General features: G+C 41.4%; 11 protein-coding genes and 1 tRNA gene. 4 read left to right on the top strand and 8 right to left on the bottom strand.

Going from position 1 to position 16,144, the window contains the following annotated elements:
• Window positions 1-287 precede the first annotated feature (287 nt).
• The 4 genes from HCG69_RS12770 to HCG69_RS12755 form a co-directional block, all read right to left on the bottom strand.
• On the bottom strand, window positions 288-1,283 hold the full coding sequence (locus tag HCG69_RS12770) for a hypothetical protein (RefSeq protein WP_221650344.1): 996 nt from the start codon (window positions 1,281-1,283) through the stop codon (window positions 288-290).
• 17 nt (window positions 1,284-1,300) lie between these two features.
• Window positions 1,301-3,130: a U32 family peptidase gene (locus HCG69_RS12765; RefSeq protein WP_221650338.1), complete on the bottom strand. Its 1,830-nt coding sequence runs from the start codon at window positions 3,128-3,130 to the stop codon at window positions 1,301-1,303.
• Window positions 3,127-4,044 (bottom strand): homoserine O-succinyltransferase, encoded by a 918-nt coding sequence (metA, locus tag HCG69_RS12760; protein ID WP_221650337.1) that lies wholly within the window; start codon window positions 4,042-4,044, stop codon window positions 3,127-3,129. The genes HCG69_RS12765 and metA overlap by 4 nt, the downstream gene beginning before the upstream one ends.
• A 159-nt stretch (window positions 4,045-4,203) precedes the next feature.
• A complete protein-coding gene (locus tag HCG69_RS12755) occupies window positions 4,204-4,905 on the bottom strand; it encodes a porin family protein (RefSeq protein WP_007483866.1) in 702 nt (233 codons plus the stop codon).
• A gap of 153 nt (window positions 4,906-5,058) precedes the next feature.
• Between HCG69_RS12755 and HCG69_RS12750 the strand changes: the two genes are divergently transcribed.
• Window positions 5,059-5,229, top strand: a complete 171-nt coding sequence (locus tag HCG69_RS12750) for a DUF362 domain-containing protein (RefSeq protein WP_002559159.1) — start codon at window positions 5,059-5,061, stop codon at window positions 5,227-5,229.
• A 169-nt stretch (window positions 5,230-5,398) separates the two neighbouring features.
• Window positions 5,399-7,678: a CotH kinase family protein gene (locus tag HCG69_RS12745; protein WP_221650336.1), complete on the top strand. Its 2,280-nt coding sequence runs from the start codon at window positions 5,399-5,401 to the stop codon at window positions 7,676-7,678.
• A gap of 128 nt (window positions 7,679-7,806) precedes the next feature.
• Here HCG69_RS12745 and HCG69_RS12740 read toward each other — a convergent pair whose 3' ends face one another.
• From HCG69_RS12740 to HCG69_RS12725, 4 genes are all read right to left on the bottom strand, one after another.
• On the bottom strand, window positions 7,807-9,000 hold the full coding sequence (locus HCG69_RS12740) for a pyridoxal phosphate-dependent aminotransferase (RefSeq protein WP_221650335.1): 1,194 nt from the start codon (window positions 8,998-9,000) through the stop codon (window positions 7,807-7,809).
• Between the two features lie 82 nt (window positions 9,001-9,082).
• Window positions 9,083-10,297: a bifunctional 3,4-dihydroxy-2-butanone-4-phosphate synthase/GTP cyclohydrolase II gene (locus HCG69_RS12735; RefSeq protein WP_221650334.1), complete on the bottom strand. Its 1,215-nt coding sequence runs from the start codon at window positions 10,295-10,297 to the stop codon at window positions 9,083-9,085.
• Window positions 10,298-10,308: 11 nt separating this feature from the next.
• Window positions 10,309-12,210, bottom strand: a complete 1,902-nt coding sequence (locus HCG69_RS12730; protein ID WP_221650333.1) for an LptF/LptG family permease — start codon at window positions 12,208-12,210, stop codon at window positions 10,309-10,311.
• Window positions 12,211-12,289: 79 nt separating this feature from the next.
• A complete protein-coding gene (locus tag HCG69_RS12725) occupies window positions 12,290-12,676 on the bottom strand; it encodes an START-like domain-containing protein (RefSeq protein WP_002559154.1) in 387 nt (128 codons plus the stop codon).
• A gap of 223 nt (window positions 12,677-12,899) precedes the next feature.
• Here HCG69_RS12725 and HCG69_RS12720 point away from each other — a divergent pair.
• Together HCG69_RS12720 and HCG69_RS12715 are read left to right on the top strand one after the other, a co-directional pair.
• A tRNA-Met gene (locus HCG69_RS12720) sits at window positions 12,900-12,973 on the top strand.
• A gap of 340 nt (window positions 12,974-13,313) precedes the next feature.
• Entirely contained in the window at window positions 13,314-16,136 is a 2,823-nt protein-coding gene (locus tag HCG69_RS12715; RefSeq protein ID WP_221650332.1) for a TonB-dependent receptor, read from the top strand.
• Window positions 16,137-16,144: the final 8 nt, after the last annotated feature.

The following is a 16,144-nucleotide window of genomic DNA, read 5'->3' as shown; positions in this document are numbered from 1 at the left end:
AAGGACATATCTTTCGTAGTTAACATTTATTAAAGCAATATTCTGCGGAAACATTTGGTTTTAATAGAGTATACGAGAAAAAACAAGCCTACATATTTCATTGATATACAGCCATTTAACAATTCATGAAATAGTCTATTATTTTCACTATCGAAATCTATTTTCTTTCTATTTTCAAAGCCTTACAAATTATCTGAAATAATTACAAAGAAAAAAGCCGTAAGAAGATAAATCAAGAAGCAGCAGTATAACCAGTCAGCATGTTGCCATATTGCCACGTTGGCAAATTATTCATTTATAGCTCCACAATGCGGACAGACTCCCTTCTCCCGTAATTTCCCTCCACAACGTCCACACTGGTATTTATACCCGTTACTTTTATGCAGTTTTTTCGCAAACAGCCACACAAAGCAGAAAAGGAAAAGATAACCGATATATATATGTGTAGTCAGAATAAAAAAGAAGTAACAGAAAATACAGCAGGAAGTCAATCCAAGCAAATAGAAGACAGCAGCGGCCGGAGCCAGTTGCCGGAACAGGTCATCGAGCACTGCCAGAAAGACAATAAGAAAAATCCAGATGCTCAACAGGAACATCGACAAAACAAGTGGTACCTTAAAAGGTGAAAGTGTAGGGTTAAAATAGAAATGTTGCCATGTATCAGGTACAAATACCTGCATCGACTCATATATAGTGGCACTAAACGCCATCAACAGACAAAGAAAAAGCGGATAAATACTATCAATGTCATTGAAATAAACCATCTGTAATTGCTTACGCCGAAAAGCACGAAAAAGATAAACACCAACGAACAAGGCAAAGACAATCACAAAATAAGAGGCATGAGTATCACTGAACAAATAAATAAACTGAGATATACTATCGGTAGGCACAAAAGACTTTATCAATTCCGTTTCACGCATCCATCCCTGGATTTCCTGTGAATGGGCCAGTTTTACCCATATACTATCCACGCTGTCTGCCGGATGAACAGCGAACTCTGCTACTACAACACGGTCTCCCCGGTGAAGACTGACAAAAGAATCCTTCACAGGCAAACGTTCCAAAACAACAGAATCTGTTTGTACTTCCAGATTCGTGTTATAGGTATAATGCCGTTCAAATAAATAAGTAAGAGAATCCTTCGCCCTATCGCTCATTCCTTCGGCAGAAAGATCGGGACGGGGATAATGGCAGGCTGCAAACAAAAAAAGAGTCATCACAGAGTAGCACAAAGCAACACAAAGCTTCCTGAAATTGCTCTTCGTGTTACCATGATTCATTCTATGATACCTTGTTTTCATAATGCGGCACTCACTTTCATCTGACAAATCTTACAATCAAATGATAGCCGGAAACGTTTTCCATCCGTCCCTACCAAGTAATAAGGTTCTTTATAGGGCGAGCGTTCACGCTGGTGAACAGGACACCAACCCATACTATAACGCAAGCAATGTTTGCAAAACATAAGGACAGCCTCTTCCACCGCCTGTTTCTCATAAGCAGGCGCAATATCTTTCACACCATGATCCTGATAGAAAGAAGCAGCACGGGTGTTCATCACATTGCCTAAATAAGAAAGCGTCTGTTGCGGATAAGCGTGTGTGGTTGGTTTTAAGACAGCCAGTTCACGATGAAATGTCATTCTGCGGACAGCTATCAGTTTATCGACCACCTGCCTGCGCAGATCGGAAAGTACAGAGGCCGGAATAAACCAATTCCCGGTAAAGTCAATATCTATCCGCATTGCCTCAAAGGGAGTATTTCCCAGTTTGGATAGCTGGTTTTTGAGATTATCCTCCTGGGGGGTACGGGCAAGTTCCTTATCACGAGGCAATGTAAGCGTCACACTATTATCATCTTCATCTGTCATAGTAAGGGAGAACCCAAAGTTATTCTCCGCCAGCAAAATAGAAACGGCAATCTTTCTTTCAGAAGATTTACGGGCAAGCACGCGTTCGAACTCCTGATCAAAATTACGATACAATACAGTCCGGGGTTTAATACGGGGCATCTCCTGCGGATACAGCTTATTGCCATCAACGCGATTGATACGAAATCCTTGTAAACGCCCCTGTTCATCAATGTAACAAACGCCATCACCGTTATTAAAAGATTTCAGCCCGGCCACCGTAAGATAGTTTCCACGAGTCTCTTTCATCGTACCCATTTCTTCTCCTAACGACTTGGGAGTATCAAAAGAAAAAATCTCTTTACTCCGACCCTTCAAAAAATAATGCGTAAAACCACGGCTAAAGCTCTTATCCAACTGAGGTTTAAACTCAAAACGACAGGAACCGGAAGAGGCACGGACATACTCTTTACGCCGGGTGAAAATGGTATCCAGTTTCTGACGATAGGCAGCAGTAACATTTTTCACATAAGAGACATCCTTCAACCGTCCTTCAATTTTCAAAGAAGTGACTCCGGCATCCAGCAATGCCTCCAGTTCCTCGCTTTGGTTAAGGTCTTTCAGCGAAAGTAAATGCTTATCTTTCACAATTGTCTTACCATCAGCATCGACCAGGCTAAAAGGCAAACGGCAGAATTGCGCACACTCGCCACGATTGGCACTCCGGCCAAAACAGGCTTGACTAACATAACACTGACCACTATAACTGACGCACAAAGCACCATGTACAAAGACTTCAAGCGCCGTGTCAGGGCAGGCTTCGTGTATTTTACTTATCTCCCGCAAAGAAAGTTCACGGGCAAGTACTACCTGACGGAATCCCGTATCGGCAAGAAACTTAACTTTATCCGCCGTCCGGTTATCCATCTGTGTACTGGCATGCAACGGGATAGGCGGCAGGTTTAATTGCGTGATCGCCATATCTTGTACGATCAACGCATCCACTCCTATCCGATACAATTCTCCTATCATCTCTTCTGTCTCTTTCAACTCTTCTTCTTTCAGAATTGTGTTGACAGTGACATAGATACGTGCATTGTACAGATGCGCATGCTCTACAAGGGCAGCAATATCATCCAACGAGTTGACAGCAGCAGCACGGGCACCAAACTTTGGTGCACCAATATATACAGCATCCGCTCCGTGGTTAATAGCTTCTATTCCACATTCCAGATTCTTAGCCGGAGCCAGAAGTTCTATTTTACGCTGCTTTATCATTTAATATCATTAATATCGTAAGGAGTTTCCTGATAAACAAAGTAGTTCAACCAGTTTGAAAATAACAAATTGGCATGAGCACGCCAACGCACAACAGGCCCCTTCTCCGGATCATCGTCTATATAATAATTACGCGGCACATCAATCGGCAGTCCTTTTGCCAGATCCCGCCTATACTCCGTATCAAGCGTTAACGGAGAATATTCCGAATGCCCGGTTACAAAGAATTCGCGCCCTCCACGAGCCATTACCATATATACTCCTGATTCATCCGATTCGGAAAGCAATGTCAATTCAGATACTTTAAGAATATCCTCTTTACGCACTTCCGTATGACGGCTGTGAGGAACATAAAAAGTATCATCAAATCCACGGAAGATAGCTTGCAACGGATCGAGGGTACGGTGCTCGAAGATACCGAACATCTTTTTATCTAAAGCATATTTAGGAACACCGTAATGGTGATACAAACCAGCCTGAGCCGCCCAGCAAATATAAAGCGTCGAAGTGACATGCGTACGTGCCCAATCGAAGATTTCCATTATCTCATCCCAATAACTGACTTCTTCAAAGTCCATCTGCTCCACCGGAGCACCGGTAATAATCATACCATCATACTTCTCGCCACGCATTTTATCAAAGTCCGTATAAAAGGTCTTCATATGTTCGACAGGCGTATTCTTGGATGTATGACTCTTTATTTTCATAAACGAGATTTCCACCTGGAGTGGTGTATTGGACAACAGACGCACCAGATCAGTCTCTGTGGTTATTTTCAATGGCATCAGGTTCAGAATTACAATCCGCAACGGACGTATATCCTGTTGTGTCGCACGCGAGTTGTCAATCACAAAGATATTTTCTTCCTTCAGCAATTCTATCGCAGGTAGCTTATCAGGTAAATTTAATGGCATGAGGGTATTTACTATTTACGATTTAACGATTTACGATTGCCATTCGGCAAATTCTTTGCAAAAATAACGATTTCACCACAGAGTAGCACAGAGTTTCACGGAGAAATATGTTCAAAAAGGATAAAACTCTGTGAAACTCAGTGCTACTCTGTGGCGAACTTATTCGAAGTAGAAAGTCAATACGATCATCCGGGACTTTACTTTATCCAGAGATTCGGTGAACTTCATTAATGATTTATCAGTAAGATCAGGGCGCTTTTTCTCCAGCAGGTTGGCTAATCCGAAGCAGAATTTCAACTCTGGTATCAGCTTAAAAAAAGGAAGATATAAGTCACAGCCAAGGCCGACTTCGATATAACAATCAAAAGGCTTCACCAACAGCGGACGGGCATTTTTTACACTCAAATCAAAGGTAGGACTAAGGCCAAGCATCGCATAAGGACGATAGTTATTGAAGCGTTCGGCGCTGAATTTCATATCAATAGGGAATGCAAGGTAAGCCGATTTTACATTTTGAGAAACCGTTTCACCACTTGTCTGCTCACGGAATACCACTCTCTTATCACCAAAATGAAGCGTGGGAATCAGGCGGAGCGCCATGTATTTATTCAAATATAATTCTCCTAACACACCGACCGAAAATCCCGGAGAGTATTCGGGTACATCAGCAAACCAGACCTGCCCGTCCTCGGTGACATAACCATTGTTTACAAACTTAAGATCCTGCATATGGATACCTGCCAGAAAACCATAATGCCAGATCCGCTGGTCAATATACGGGCGGTTCTGTACCTTACGCTTTTGGGCAGAGGCACCTGCCACCAACAGCGAAACTATGAGAAGTAACACGATTCGTTTCACAATAATAAAAACGATTTTATAGTTAAATTATTGTTTCGCTTATTTAGAAGCGGTACAAATTAAAGGATTTTAATCAAGATTGAGATCAACTAATGAATAAAACGTGTATTTTTGCCCAATAAATTAGTACTAATAATTTAAATTTTAAAGAAAATGGCTTACGTAATTAGTGACGATTGTATTGCTTGCGGAACTTGTATTGACGAGTGTCCGGTAGAAGCTATCTCTGAAGGCGATATCTACTCTATTAACCCGGATGTATGTACAGACTGTGGCACTTGTGCTGATGTTTGTCCTTCTGAAGCAATTCACCCGGCTGAATAATACAATCAGACAAAAGAACTGTGAAAGCTGCTTTTCCATTTCAGGGAAGCAGCTTTTTTTATTGATACGCACATCCGCAGAAGAAAAAAAATCACCAGCTAAGTGTTTTCCTCCCATCCGTTGTTTTATCTATATAAAAAACCTTTTATTACCTAATAACATCAATATCATGAGAAAATTACTACTACTCTCATTACTCTTTTCTTCTTCTATTTCTGTCTGTGCCCAACGGGCAGACAATTACAAGCCCGATAATAAAAATGTGGTTTTCACTGAGACAAATCTTCCTATCGTGTTTATCAATACACAAGGACAAATAATTGATCGGGACAACCGGATTACTGCCAAAATGAAAATAATAGATAACGGTGAAGGTGAACTGAATTACATGGATACCATTGCCCACCCCAACCAGAAAGCAGACTATACCGGGTATATAGATTTAAAATATCGTGGCAACTCTTCTTTTACCAACTCCGATAAGAAACCGTATGCCATCCGCGCATTAGACAAACCATTGGAAGATGGTGGCAAAAAGCAAAAAGTATCTATGCTTGGCATGGGCAAAGACAATGACTGGGCACTATTGGCGCCATATGCAGACAAAAGTATGATCAGAGACGTATTCGCCTTCACGTTAGCAAGACCTTTCTTTGAATATGTACCTACCGGAAAATACTGTGAAATGATCATGGACGGTACTTATTACGGAGTGTTTATTTTATCTGAAAGAGTAAGGAAAGGTAAATTTCGTTTAGATCTGCCGGATCCGGGTGATAGTGATGATGCTCTGACAGGAGGCTACCACATGGAAGTAGACAGGGATGACGAACCGGTTTATTACTCTAAGCATACTCCGGTCAATTCAAAAGGAACTCCTATTTATGGAAAGAAAATCTCTTTCCAATATAAAAACATGGATCAGGATGAGTTTAGTAAAGCACAATTAAACTATATCCATGGATACATTGACGCTTTTGAAAACAGTCTGGCTGCCACCGATTATAAGAATCCGGAAACCGGATACAGAAAATATATCGACGTCACATCTTTTATAGATTATATGTTGTCAACAGAATTTTGCCACAACGTAGATGGTTATCGCCTGAGTACTAACCTATATAAATACAGAGACAGCAAAGACCCTAAATTCAAAACATCTTTATGGGATATGAATTTAGGGTTTGGTAATGCAGACTATAGTGAAGGCTGGAGATCGGATACATGGGCATACAACTTCAATGATGTATCACCGGGTGACAATCAGTTAGTCCCGTTCTGGTGGTATAAGTTACTCAAAGACGATTCTTTTATGAAAGAGGTAAAAGAACGCTGGGAGCTGTATCGTGAAACGAGCTATTCCGACGAACACATCGAACAAACCATTGATTCATTGACTGCATTATTAAATGCCAAAGGAGCACAAGGACGTAATTCACAAGCCTGGCCAAGATGGGGAAGATACGTATGGCCCAACAAGTACGTAGCAAAATCTTATGATGATGAAATATCTTATCTGAAAAGCTGGATAAACGAACGGCTGATTTTCATGGACAGAGCTTTTCTTGGAAAAGAACCCGAAACGCCGGAATATACTCAGCTGGTCGTTAGTTCAGGATTCAATGAAGATGTTATAGCAGAAGCACTTCCTGCCGTCAGTTATTCTACAACCTCTCTCGATAATCAAGGCTGGATTTATTATTCTTCGGCAGTTCAGGAACAAGGATCATTGCCTGCTGACGGTACTATTATTTCCAATACCGGTGTCAAATACCAGCTTGCTGCATATGACAAGAAAAATGCCGCCGTATTAAAAGAAGAGGCTGCAATAACCCTGCATTTTGAGGGTACTCCACAAACTGAAGCTCTGCATCTCCTATCAACCTGTACAGACGGTAGTTCCTTAATAGACGTAACCGTATATTATACAGATGCTACTCATTCCAATACCCAGACTGTTTCGGTAGGTGACTGGTTCAGTGATGATCCCACAGGCAAGGCAGTATACAATCTGGACAGGATTGCCCTGACCGGTGACAAGCTGGACGGACGCCGCAAATTCTGTATGTTTGAACAGAAAATAGCTACTAACAAAAATAAAGTAATAGCATCTCTGAAAATCGAAAATGCAGGAAACGGGCATCCAAGTATATTTGCCGTCACAAAAGAAGGAAAAGAGTCAGGTGGAACTGTGGGAATCGGCAATACCGTTTGCAGCAATACAGCAAGTGTATACCCCAACCCTATTACCAACGGTGAGGCATTAACCATTGAAACAATCTCAGGTTCATCTATCCGATTGACTACAATGCAAGGAGCTACCCTAATACAGTTAAAAGCAACAGATAATGTTATAAAATTGCCAGTCAATAACCTTTCTCAAGGTATATATCTATTAACCATCACCAATAATGCAGGTAAACAGATCTTCAAAATAATAATGAAATAAAGTCAGCCCCTCCTGAGTGATAAAATAAAAACAACCTGTATCAATCCAGAACCCAATGTTCTGTACCGATACAGGTTACTCTATCTTTTGTACTTATCAACCGAATGATAAACATCCGGAATCACCTATTATTTCAGTTTTGCCAATGCTTCCTTAATACGACGAATAGATTCAACAATATTTTCGTCACTTGTAGCATAGCTCATACGAATACACTCAGGAGCACCAAAAGAAGCACCACCTACGCAAGCTACATGAGCAACTTCCAATAAGTACATAGCCAGGTCGTCAGAATCAGCAATAGTACGTTCGCCATCTGATTTACCAAAAAAGTAGTCACATTTCGGGAACAAGTAGAAAGCACCTTCAGGAACATTCACTTCAAAGCCCGGAACTTCCTTCGCTAACTTCACAATAAGGTCGCGACGACGTTCGAATGCTTTACGCATCTCTTCTACCGGAGCCTGAGAACCTGTATAAGCAGCTTCAGCAGCTTTCTGAGATACAGAACAAGGTCCTGACGTATATTGTCCCTGCAGTTTATTGCAAGCTTTCACAAGCCATTCCGGTCCGGCTATAAAACCGATTCTCCATCCTGTCATTGCATAAGCTTTTGATACACCATTTACGATTACGGTACGTTCCTTCATTTCAGGGAACTGAGCAATACTCTGATGTTTGCCAATATAATTGATATGTTCGTAGATTTCGTCAGCAATAACAATTACCTGCGGATGTTTAGCCAATACAGCAGCCAATCCGGCAAGTTCTTCCTTGCTATAAACCGAACCTGTAGGGTTAGACGGTGAGCAAAGAATCAAAGCTTTGGTCTTCGGAGTAATAGCCGCTTCAAGCTGTGCAGGAGTAATCTTGAAATCCTGCTCTATACCGGCAGTAACGATAACCGGAGTACCTTCAGCCAACTTCACCATCTCAGGATAGCTAACCCAATAAGGAGCAGGTACAATCACCTCATCACCCGGATTTACCAATACGAGAACTGCATTACACACAGATTGTTTTGCACCATTAGCACAAGATATCTGAGCGGCTGTATATTCCAGACCATTCTCTTTCTTCAACTTCTCTACAATAGCGTTACGCAATGCCGGATAACCCGGAACAGGAGAATAACGTGAGAAATTATCATCTACAGCTTTCTTTGCAGCTTCTTTGATATGATCGGGAGTATTGAAATCGGGTTCTCCCACACTCAGATTAATTACATCAACGCCTTGTGCTTTGAGTTCGTTACTCTTCTGCGACATAGCAAGTGTTGCCGACGGCGACAAGCTGTTCAAACGGTCTGATAACTGATTCATTTTGTATCTATTTTATTATTGTTGATTGAAAATCGCTGCAAAATAAGCTAAAATATTTGATATATGAAAGCAAATCCCCATTTTACTTGTTAAAATGCAGCGTATGCCCCATACGTTCTTTCTTTGTTTTCAGATATCGTTCATTGTAAGGATTAGGAACTGTTTCAATAGGTACATTTTCTACAATTTCAAGCCCATACGCTTCAAGCCCCACACGCTTAATGGGATTATTGGTCATCAGACGCATTTTATGAACACCCAGTTCACGCAAAATATGCGCACCCACACCATAATCACGTTCATCGGGATCAAAGCCAAGATGGATATTAGCGTCTACCGTATCATACCCTTCTTCCTGAAGTTTGTAAGCTTCCATCTTATGCATCAATCCAATGCCTCTCCCTTCCTGATTCATATAAACAACCACTCCTTTGCCGGCAGCATCAATCATCTCCAGAGCTTTATGCAACTGTTCTCCACAGTCACAGCGACAAGAGCCAAAAATATCTCCTGTCATACAAGATGAATGCACGCGTACAAGAATAGGTTCATCTTCACTCCAGGTGCCTTTAAAGATGGCAACGTGTTCCATTCCGTTTGATTTCTGTCGGAAAGGAATCAGGCGGAAATTTCCATATTGAGTAGGCATATTAACTTCTACCCCTTTCTCCACAAGCGATTCCATGTGCACACGATAAGCTATCAGATCCTTAATAGATATGATTTTGAGTCCGAATCGTTTAGCCACTTCCATCAACTGCGGCAAGCGTGCCATAGTGCCGTCTTCATTGATAATCTCAATCAGAGCAGCAGCAGGATAAAGCCCTGCCAACTTAGCAAGATCCACACTTGCTTCCGTATGTCCGGCACGGCGAAGCACACCACGCGAACGGGCACGCAACGGATTGACATGTCCCGGACGACCAAGATCGGTAGGCTTGGTATTAGGATCGGCCAACGCACGAATCGTAGCAGCACGATCATGCATAGACACTCCCGTAGTACAACCCGGCAACAAATCAACAGTTACAGTGAAAGGAGTCTCATAAATAGAAGTATTAGCAGCCACCTGCATATCCAACTCCAGTTCTGCACAACGCTCTTCTGTTATAGGTGCACATAACACACCACGTCCGTGTGTCATCATGAAATTCACTTTCTCCGGAGTTATCTTTTCAGCTGCGATGATAAAATCACCCTCATTTTCACGATCCTCATCGTCTACTACGATTACGAAATTACCTTCTTTAAAGTCGGCAATAGCCTCATCAATCGTATTCAATCTTATTTCTTCCATACTATATCATGCTATAAATTATTATTCTCATTAATTATAAACTGAACACTTTCATTGTTCTTTATAATCCGTTCTATATCCCGGGCAAGGCGTATACGGAAAATCCAGATACGGAAATAGAAAAACAATCCTATCGGAACAATGATTCCTGCCAACAGATTCAACCAGTAAACATGAAACGGACGTACGTGCGCCGTTACAGGTATCACCGGATAGTTATTCAAAGCGGTCAGCAAAGTGAAGGACTTAGAATTTGATAATTCTTCAACTAACGTTTCAAGGTGTTCATTGATAACTTTTATATCATCATCGTCACCAGTAGTCATCCAAAGCTTAAAATAATTAGGTGCCTTTTTCAACTGACGTTTACTTATATAGGTACGACACTCTGCCGTAAGAGCTGTCAACTCAGATGAAATCCGCGTATAATCCGGGTCGTGAATGATCACCTCCTTCTTGAATAAGTGCCGTACGCTACGAATTCCCACAATACGCTTGAACCACGCAACGTAAGCATCGCCATTCAGCACAACAGAGTCATTATTGGATTTGTAGGTAAGAAAAGCCCCAAGCGGAGCCAAAATAGAGGAACTGAGCCACATCCCCATCCATACAACCCACTTCCCGTCACGTGCCATCTTGAACCCGCTATTATCTATCACATAATAAATAATAAACACCAATACGGATACAATGACAGGCATACCCAGTCCACCTTTACGAATGATACCTCCAAGTGGTGCACCGATGAAAAAGAACAGCAGGCAAGAGAGAGAAATTGTGATCTTCTTATGCCATTCGGTCCTGTGTCTGCGTATCTGGTAATCATTCCCATCCATCGTATAGGTCTTAAAGCTGTAATCTCCCTGCAAGCTTTCAGCACGGCTTGTAGCCGAAGAAAGGATTTTCTGCTTCTGCATCAAAGTAGCAGCTTCAAAGAGGCTGTCCACATTGTATAAGCTCATATTAGCCCTTTCTATTTTAAGTGTATCCTCTTTGGAAAGTCCTGTCGGCCGACTGTAAACGCCCCCGATAGCTTCCTTATAATACTGCCGCCCGATGCTGTCGCCCACATATTTCATGGAGTCAATAGAAGCCTGCAATGTCTGCATACTTTTGGTGGTCGCCTGATTGCTCATGATACTTGCGTCGGCCATATTAAAATCCGAGTCAAATTCAATAATCGTATGTTTTTCCCGGAAAGATTCACGCCGGTAAGGTACATTTTGTGCCTTTACATTCTGACTCTTCAGATTTTCAAACAGTTCTCCACTATAAAGATGCAGGTGCAGATGTTGCTTGTCGGCAGTCATTTCCATACGTCCCGAATCTGCATAAATGATATGTGCATTCTCTGCGCCATCTTTAAAATTATAGATCAACACATCATACAACATACCGGTTTTGCGATCCTTCTTACCTACTTTAAGGTTATAATCGGGAATTTCCGAATAGAAGACACCCTCCGGAATATCCAGTTCCGGTGACTTCTGTTTCATCGAAATCAACAACGTCCCCAGCTTTCCCTGGGCAATAGGACCAATAACATTCTGAAAATAAAAGGAGATAGCGCAAATAATACAGACAAGTATAATGAGAGGACGCATAATCTTAAGCAAAGAAATGCCCGCCGCTTTCATGGCGAGCAATTCATAACGTTCTCCAAAATTTCCGAAAGTAATAAGTGATGCCAATAGTACGGCCAATGGAAGTGACAAAGGCACCAGAGTCAATGCCGAATAAAAGAAGAACTGAGCCATCACGCTCATCTCCAACCCTTTTCCGACAAGCTCATCCACATATCTCCACAGAAACTGCATCATGAAGATGAAGAGACAAATGAAGAATGTGCCGACAAAGAGTAGCAAAAAACTCTTTACAATAAATATATCTAATCTTTTTATGCGTAGCATCTTACTATTCGTTTCGTACGATTGAGATGCAAAATTAGCACAAAAAAAGGAGTGCAGAAAGTTTTTAGTTGAAAGTTAACTAAAAACCACAAGTTCTTCTCAATTTATTTACCTGAGACTCCCACAGTTCCTTCATATCATCTACCTCATCAGGTTCGGCAAAATCAACGATCTCCAACACAAAATCTCCTGTGAGTTCATTATAATTCATCTTTATTTCAAAATAATCCCGCTCGTTTTCGTCGTCCAACCAGCGGAAACGTATAAAAGAATAAGCACGTATAGCTATAATTTCAGCGTCTCGTTGTTCTGTTTTTCCCCAATGAAACTCCACGATTTTATCATTTGACACAACTTTGTCCGCAAACCAGTCCTCCAGACCGGTCGGTGTGCTGATTGCCGACCAAAGAATATTTTTAGAGGTCGCATTCAAAAGATATTCTAAACGAATTTTCTCTCTTTTCATAGTTACATTTACTTAATTTGTGTGTGCCAAGATAAATACTTTTTTCTAATTACACAGTATAAATCAAACACTTTATTTCTTTATGCTTTCATTTCTCAGTCCCAATGTACCAATTTATCGCAGATTACATATGGGTTTCTAATAGAAAAAACAGAAAAAAACGACAAATGTTTTGGAGTTTTAAAAAAAGTATCTATCTTTGCACCCGCAATCGAGAAACGATGGCGGGATAGCTCAGCTGGTTAGAGCGCATGATTCATAATCATGAGGTCCCCGGTTCAATCCCGGGTCCCGCTACTACAGAAAATAGCGTTTGGGAGGCTTCCACTCTTGGGCGCTTTTTTATTTCACTACATTCCTCTTCTTTTTTTTCATTATTAATCCACAGAGTTATTAACAAGGTTATCAACAGGTGTACTATAAAGTTATCAACAGGGTAACGAATTTATATACAACAAATTAACTTCACGCCACATACTGCCCGTAATTATTAACTCACAATATATAAACAACCAACTTCAGATAACACCGACACACAAACGAAACATATTTGTTACCGCATCTTCAATATCCAGCAAAGAAAATGAAATATGATCCCCCTACTTTTGCGGCATATTATTAACGCATACTAACAAATATGAAACGACTCGTTAAATTAGTCTCATTGATTCTCTTATTTTTAAACATGAGCAGCAATACTTTCGCCGAAGAGAAAGTAAATGTAGTCAAGCAAGGAACAATCCGCGGACGAATCATCGATGCTTCCAAACAAACACTCCCCGGAGCATCTATCTATATTGAAAACTTACGCACGGGAGTAACAAGTGACGTCAATGGATATTACACATTTTCCAATCTGAATCCAGGCACCTACACCATAAAAATCAGTTACGTCGGCTACTCACCGGTAGAGATGAAAATTACGATTCCTGCCGGAAGGACTTTGGAAAAAGATGTTGTACTCAACGAAGGATTAGAGCTACAAGAGGTAGTAGTAGGAGGCGCTTTTCAAGGGCAACGCCGGGCTATTAACTCACAAAAAAACAGCCTGGGTATCACCAACGTTGTTTCTGCCGATCAGGTGGGGAAATTCCCCGACTCAAACATCGGAGACGCACTTAAACGTATCTCAGGTATTAATGTACAATATGATCAGGGCGAAGCTCGTTTCGGACAAGTTCGCGGAACCTCTGCTGATTTAAGCTCGGTCACGATCAATGGTAATCGTATTCCTTCCGCCGAAGGCGATACACGTAATGTACAGTTAGACCTTATCCCGGCGGATATGATACAAACCATTGAAGTAAATAAAGTAGTAACCCCGGATATGGATGGAGATGCCATTGGCGGATCGATCAACCTGGTTACCAAGAACTCTCCTTACAAACGTACAATCACTGCTACTGCCGGAAGCGGATATAACCGGATCAGTGAAAAAGCCCAACTCAACCTGGGCTTCACCTATGGTGATCGTTTTTTCAATGATAAACTGGGCGTCATGCTTTCTGCTTCCTATCAAAATGCTCCCTCAGGATCTGATGATGTAGAATTTGTTTGGGATACAGATTCAAAAGGAACAATCTGCCTGACTGATTACCAGATTCGCCAATACTACGTAACCCGTGAGCGCCAAAGTTACTCAGCAGCATTGGACTGGGATATAAACGCAAATCATAAGTTATTCTTCAAAGGAATATTCAACAATCGCAATGACTGGGAAAACCGGTATCGCCTTACTCTGAAAGATTTGAACAAAGATGTTAATAAGAAGAAAGAAGGCGCAGTTGCCGACAACAAGGCCTCTGTACGCCTACAGACAAAGGCTGGAAGTCCAAACAACCGTAATGCCCGCCTCGAGCGTCAGCGTACGATGGATTTCACTCTCGGTGGCGAACATCTTTTCGGCAAGTTATCCATGGACTGGAATGCCTCTTATGCCCGTGCCTCAGAAGAGCGTCCCAACGAACGCTACCTGGGATATGAACTAAAGAAACAGAATTTCGACATAGACCTGAGCGATATAAGAAGACCCTATGCTTCAGCACAAGCCGGATCGACGCTTATACTTAATAATGATTTCTCCCTGCAAGAACTTACAGAGCAGCAGGAAGATATTGTAGAGAAAGATCTTAAGTTTTCAATGAATTTCAAACTACCATTAGTGAAAGGATTCTATAGTAATCAGTTGCGATTCGGAGCCAAAGTAGTAGACAAGAGTAAAGACAAAGATCTGGAGTTTTATGATTATGAGCCAGTGGACGAAAAGGCTTTTAATTCAAATAGTTTTTCCAATACCAGCGAACAAAACAGAAATGGATATATGCCCGGAGAAAAATACAAAGCAGGGACATTTATCAGCAAAGAATATGTGGGAGGGCTCGACCTGAACAACAACAGCCTGTTTAATAAGACAGAAAATCTGGAAGAGTTGGCAGGCGAATACAAAGCACGTGAAACAGTTACTGCCGGCTACCTTCGTTTCGACCAGAACTTCGGTAAGAAACTTAGTGCAATGGTAGGTTTGCGTCTGGAAAATACCCATTTGAAATACAACGGACGCAAACTGACACTGAACGACGATGGCGATCCGGAATCATTGACTGTTACCCCGGATGTAAAAGACAGCTACCTGAACGTTTTACCTTCCGTCTTATTGAAGTACAACGTCAATGAAGATTTCAAGATTCGCGGTTCATTCACTGAAACACTTTCACGCCCTAAATACTCAGCATTGATACCGAATGTAAATATCAACAACAAAGACAACGAATTGACACTTGGTAACCCGGAATTAAAACCGACCACTTCGTTCAACTTCGATCTGAGTGCAGATTATTATTTCAAAAGTGTAGGACTTGTCAGTATTGGTATATATTACAAAGACATCAATGACTTCATCGTAACCCAGACAGTCAGAGGATATGAATATGAAGGCAATTCTTATGATAAATTCATGCAACCCCGCAATGCAGGAGATGCCAATTTATTGGGTGTAGAAGTAGGCTACCAACGGGATTTCGGTTTCATCGCTCCCGCCTTAAAGTGTGTTGGATTCTACGGAACCTATACCTATACACATAGCAAGGTGAACAACTTCAACTTCACCGGACGTGAAAACGAAAAAGACCTGAAACTGCCCGGATCACCGGAACATACAGCCAATGCGTCTCTCTACTTTGAAAAAGGAGGACTCAACGTACGCTTATCTTACAATTTCGCATCCGATTTTATTGATGAAATGGGTGAAAGCGCTTTCTACGACCGTTATTATGATAAAGTAAACTACATGGATGTAAACGCCAGTTATACTTTTGGTAAAAAACTGAGAACAACTTTTTATGCCGAGGCTAACAATCTGCTAAACCAACCTCTGCGTTATTACCAGGGAATATCAGAACGCACCATGCAATCAGAACATTATGGTGTAAAGGTAAATGCAGGAGTCAAAATCAATTTCTAAATCCCTAT

Origin of the sequence: Bacteroides sp. K03, assembly GCF_019734355.1 — a bacterium.
GTDB classification, from domain to species: domain Bacteria; phylum Bacteroidota; class Bacteroidia; order Bacteroidales; family Bacteroidaceae; genus Bacteroides; species Bacteroides nordii.
This window is presented reverse-complemented; position numbering and strand designations above follow the sequence as displayed.

What these genes read in the sequence shown, in the direction of transcription:
- HCG69_RS12745 (WP_221650336.1), top strand. Translation starts at nt 5,399, where the DNA reads ATGAGAAAATTACTACTACTCTCATTACTCTTTTCTTCTTCTATTTCT.
- HCG69_RS12730 (WP_221650333.1), bottom strand. Translation starts at nt 12,210, where the DNA reads ATGCTACGCATAAAAAGATTAGATATATTTATTGTAAAGAGTTTTTTG.
- HCG69_RS12765 (WP_221650338.1), bottom strand. Translation starts at nt 3,130, where the DNA reads ATGATAAAGCAGCGTAAAATAGAACTTCTGGCTCCGGCTAAGAATCTG.
- HCG69_RS12770 (WP_221650344.1), bottom strand. Translation starts at nt 1,283, where the DNA reads ATGAATCATGGTAACACGAAGAGCAATTTCAGGAAGCTTTGTGTTGCT.
- HCG69_RS12725 (WP_002559154.1), bottom strand. Translation starts at nt 12,676, where the DNA reads ATGAAAAGAGAGAAAATTCGTTTAGAATATCTTTTGAATGCGACCTCT.
- HCG69_RS12735 (WP_221650334.1), bottom strand. Translation starts at nt 10,297, where the DNA reads ATGGAAGAAATAAGATTGAATACGATTGATGAGGCTATTGCCGACTTT.
- metA (WP_221650337.1), bottom strand. Translation starts at nt 4,044, where the DNA reads ATGCCATTAAATTTACCTGATAAGCTACCTGCGATAGAATTGCTGAAG.
- HCG69_RS12750 (WP_002559159.1), top strand. Translation starts at nt 5,059, where the DNA reads ATGGCTTACGTAATTAGTGACGATTGTATTGCTTGCGGAACTTGTATT.
- HCG69_RS12715 (WP_221650332.1), top strand. Translation starts at nt 13,314, where the DNA reads ATGAAACGACTCGTTAAATTAGTCTCATTGATTCTCTTATTTTTAAAC.
- HCG69_RS12740 (WP_221650335.1), bottom strand. Translation starts at nt 9,000, where the DNA reads ATGAATCAGTTATCAGACCGTTTGAACAGCTTGTCGCCGTCGGCAACA.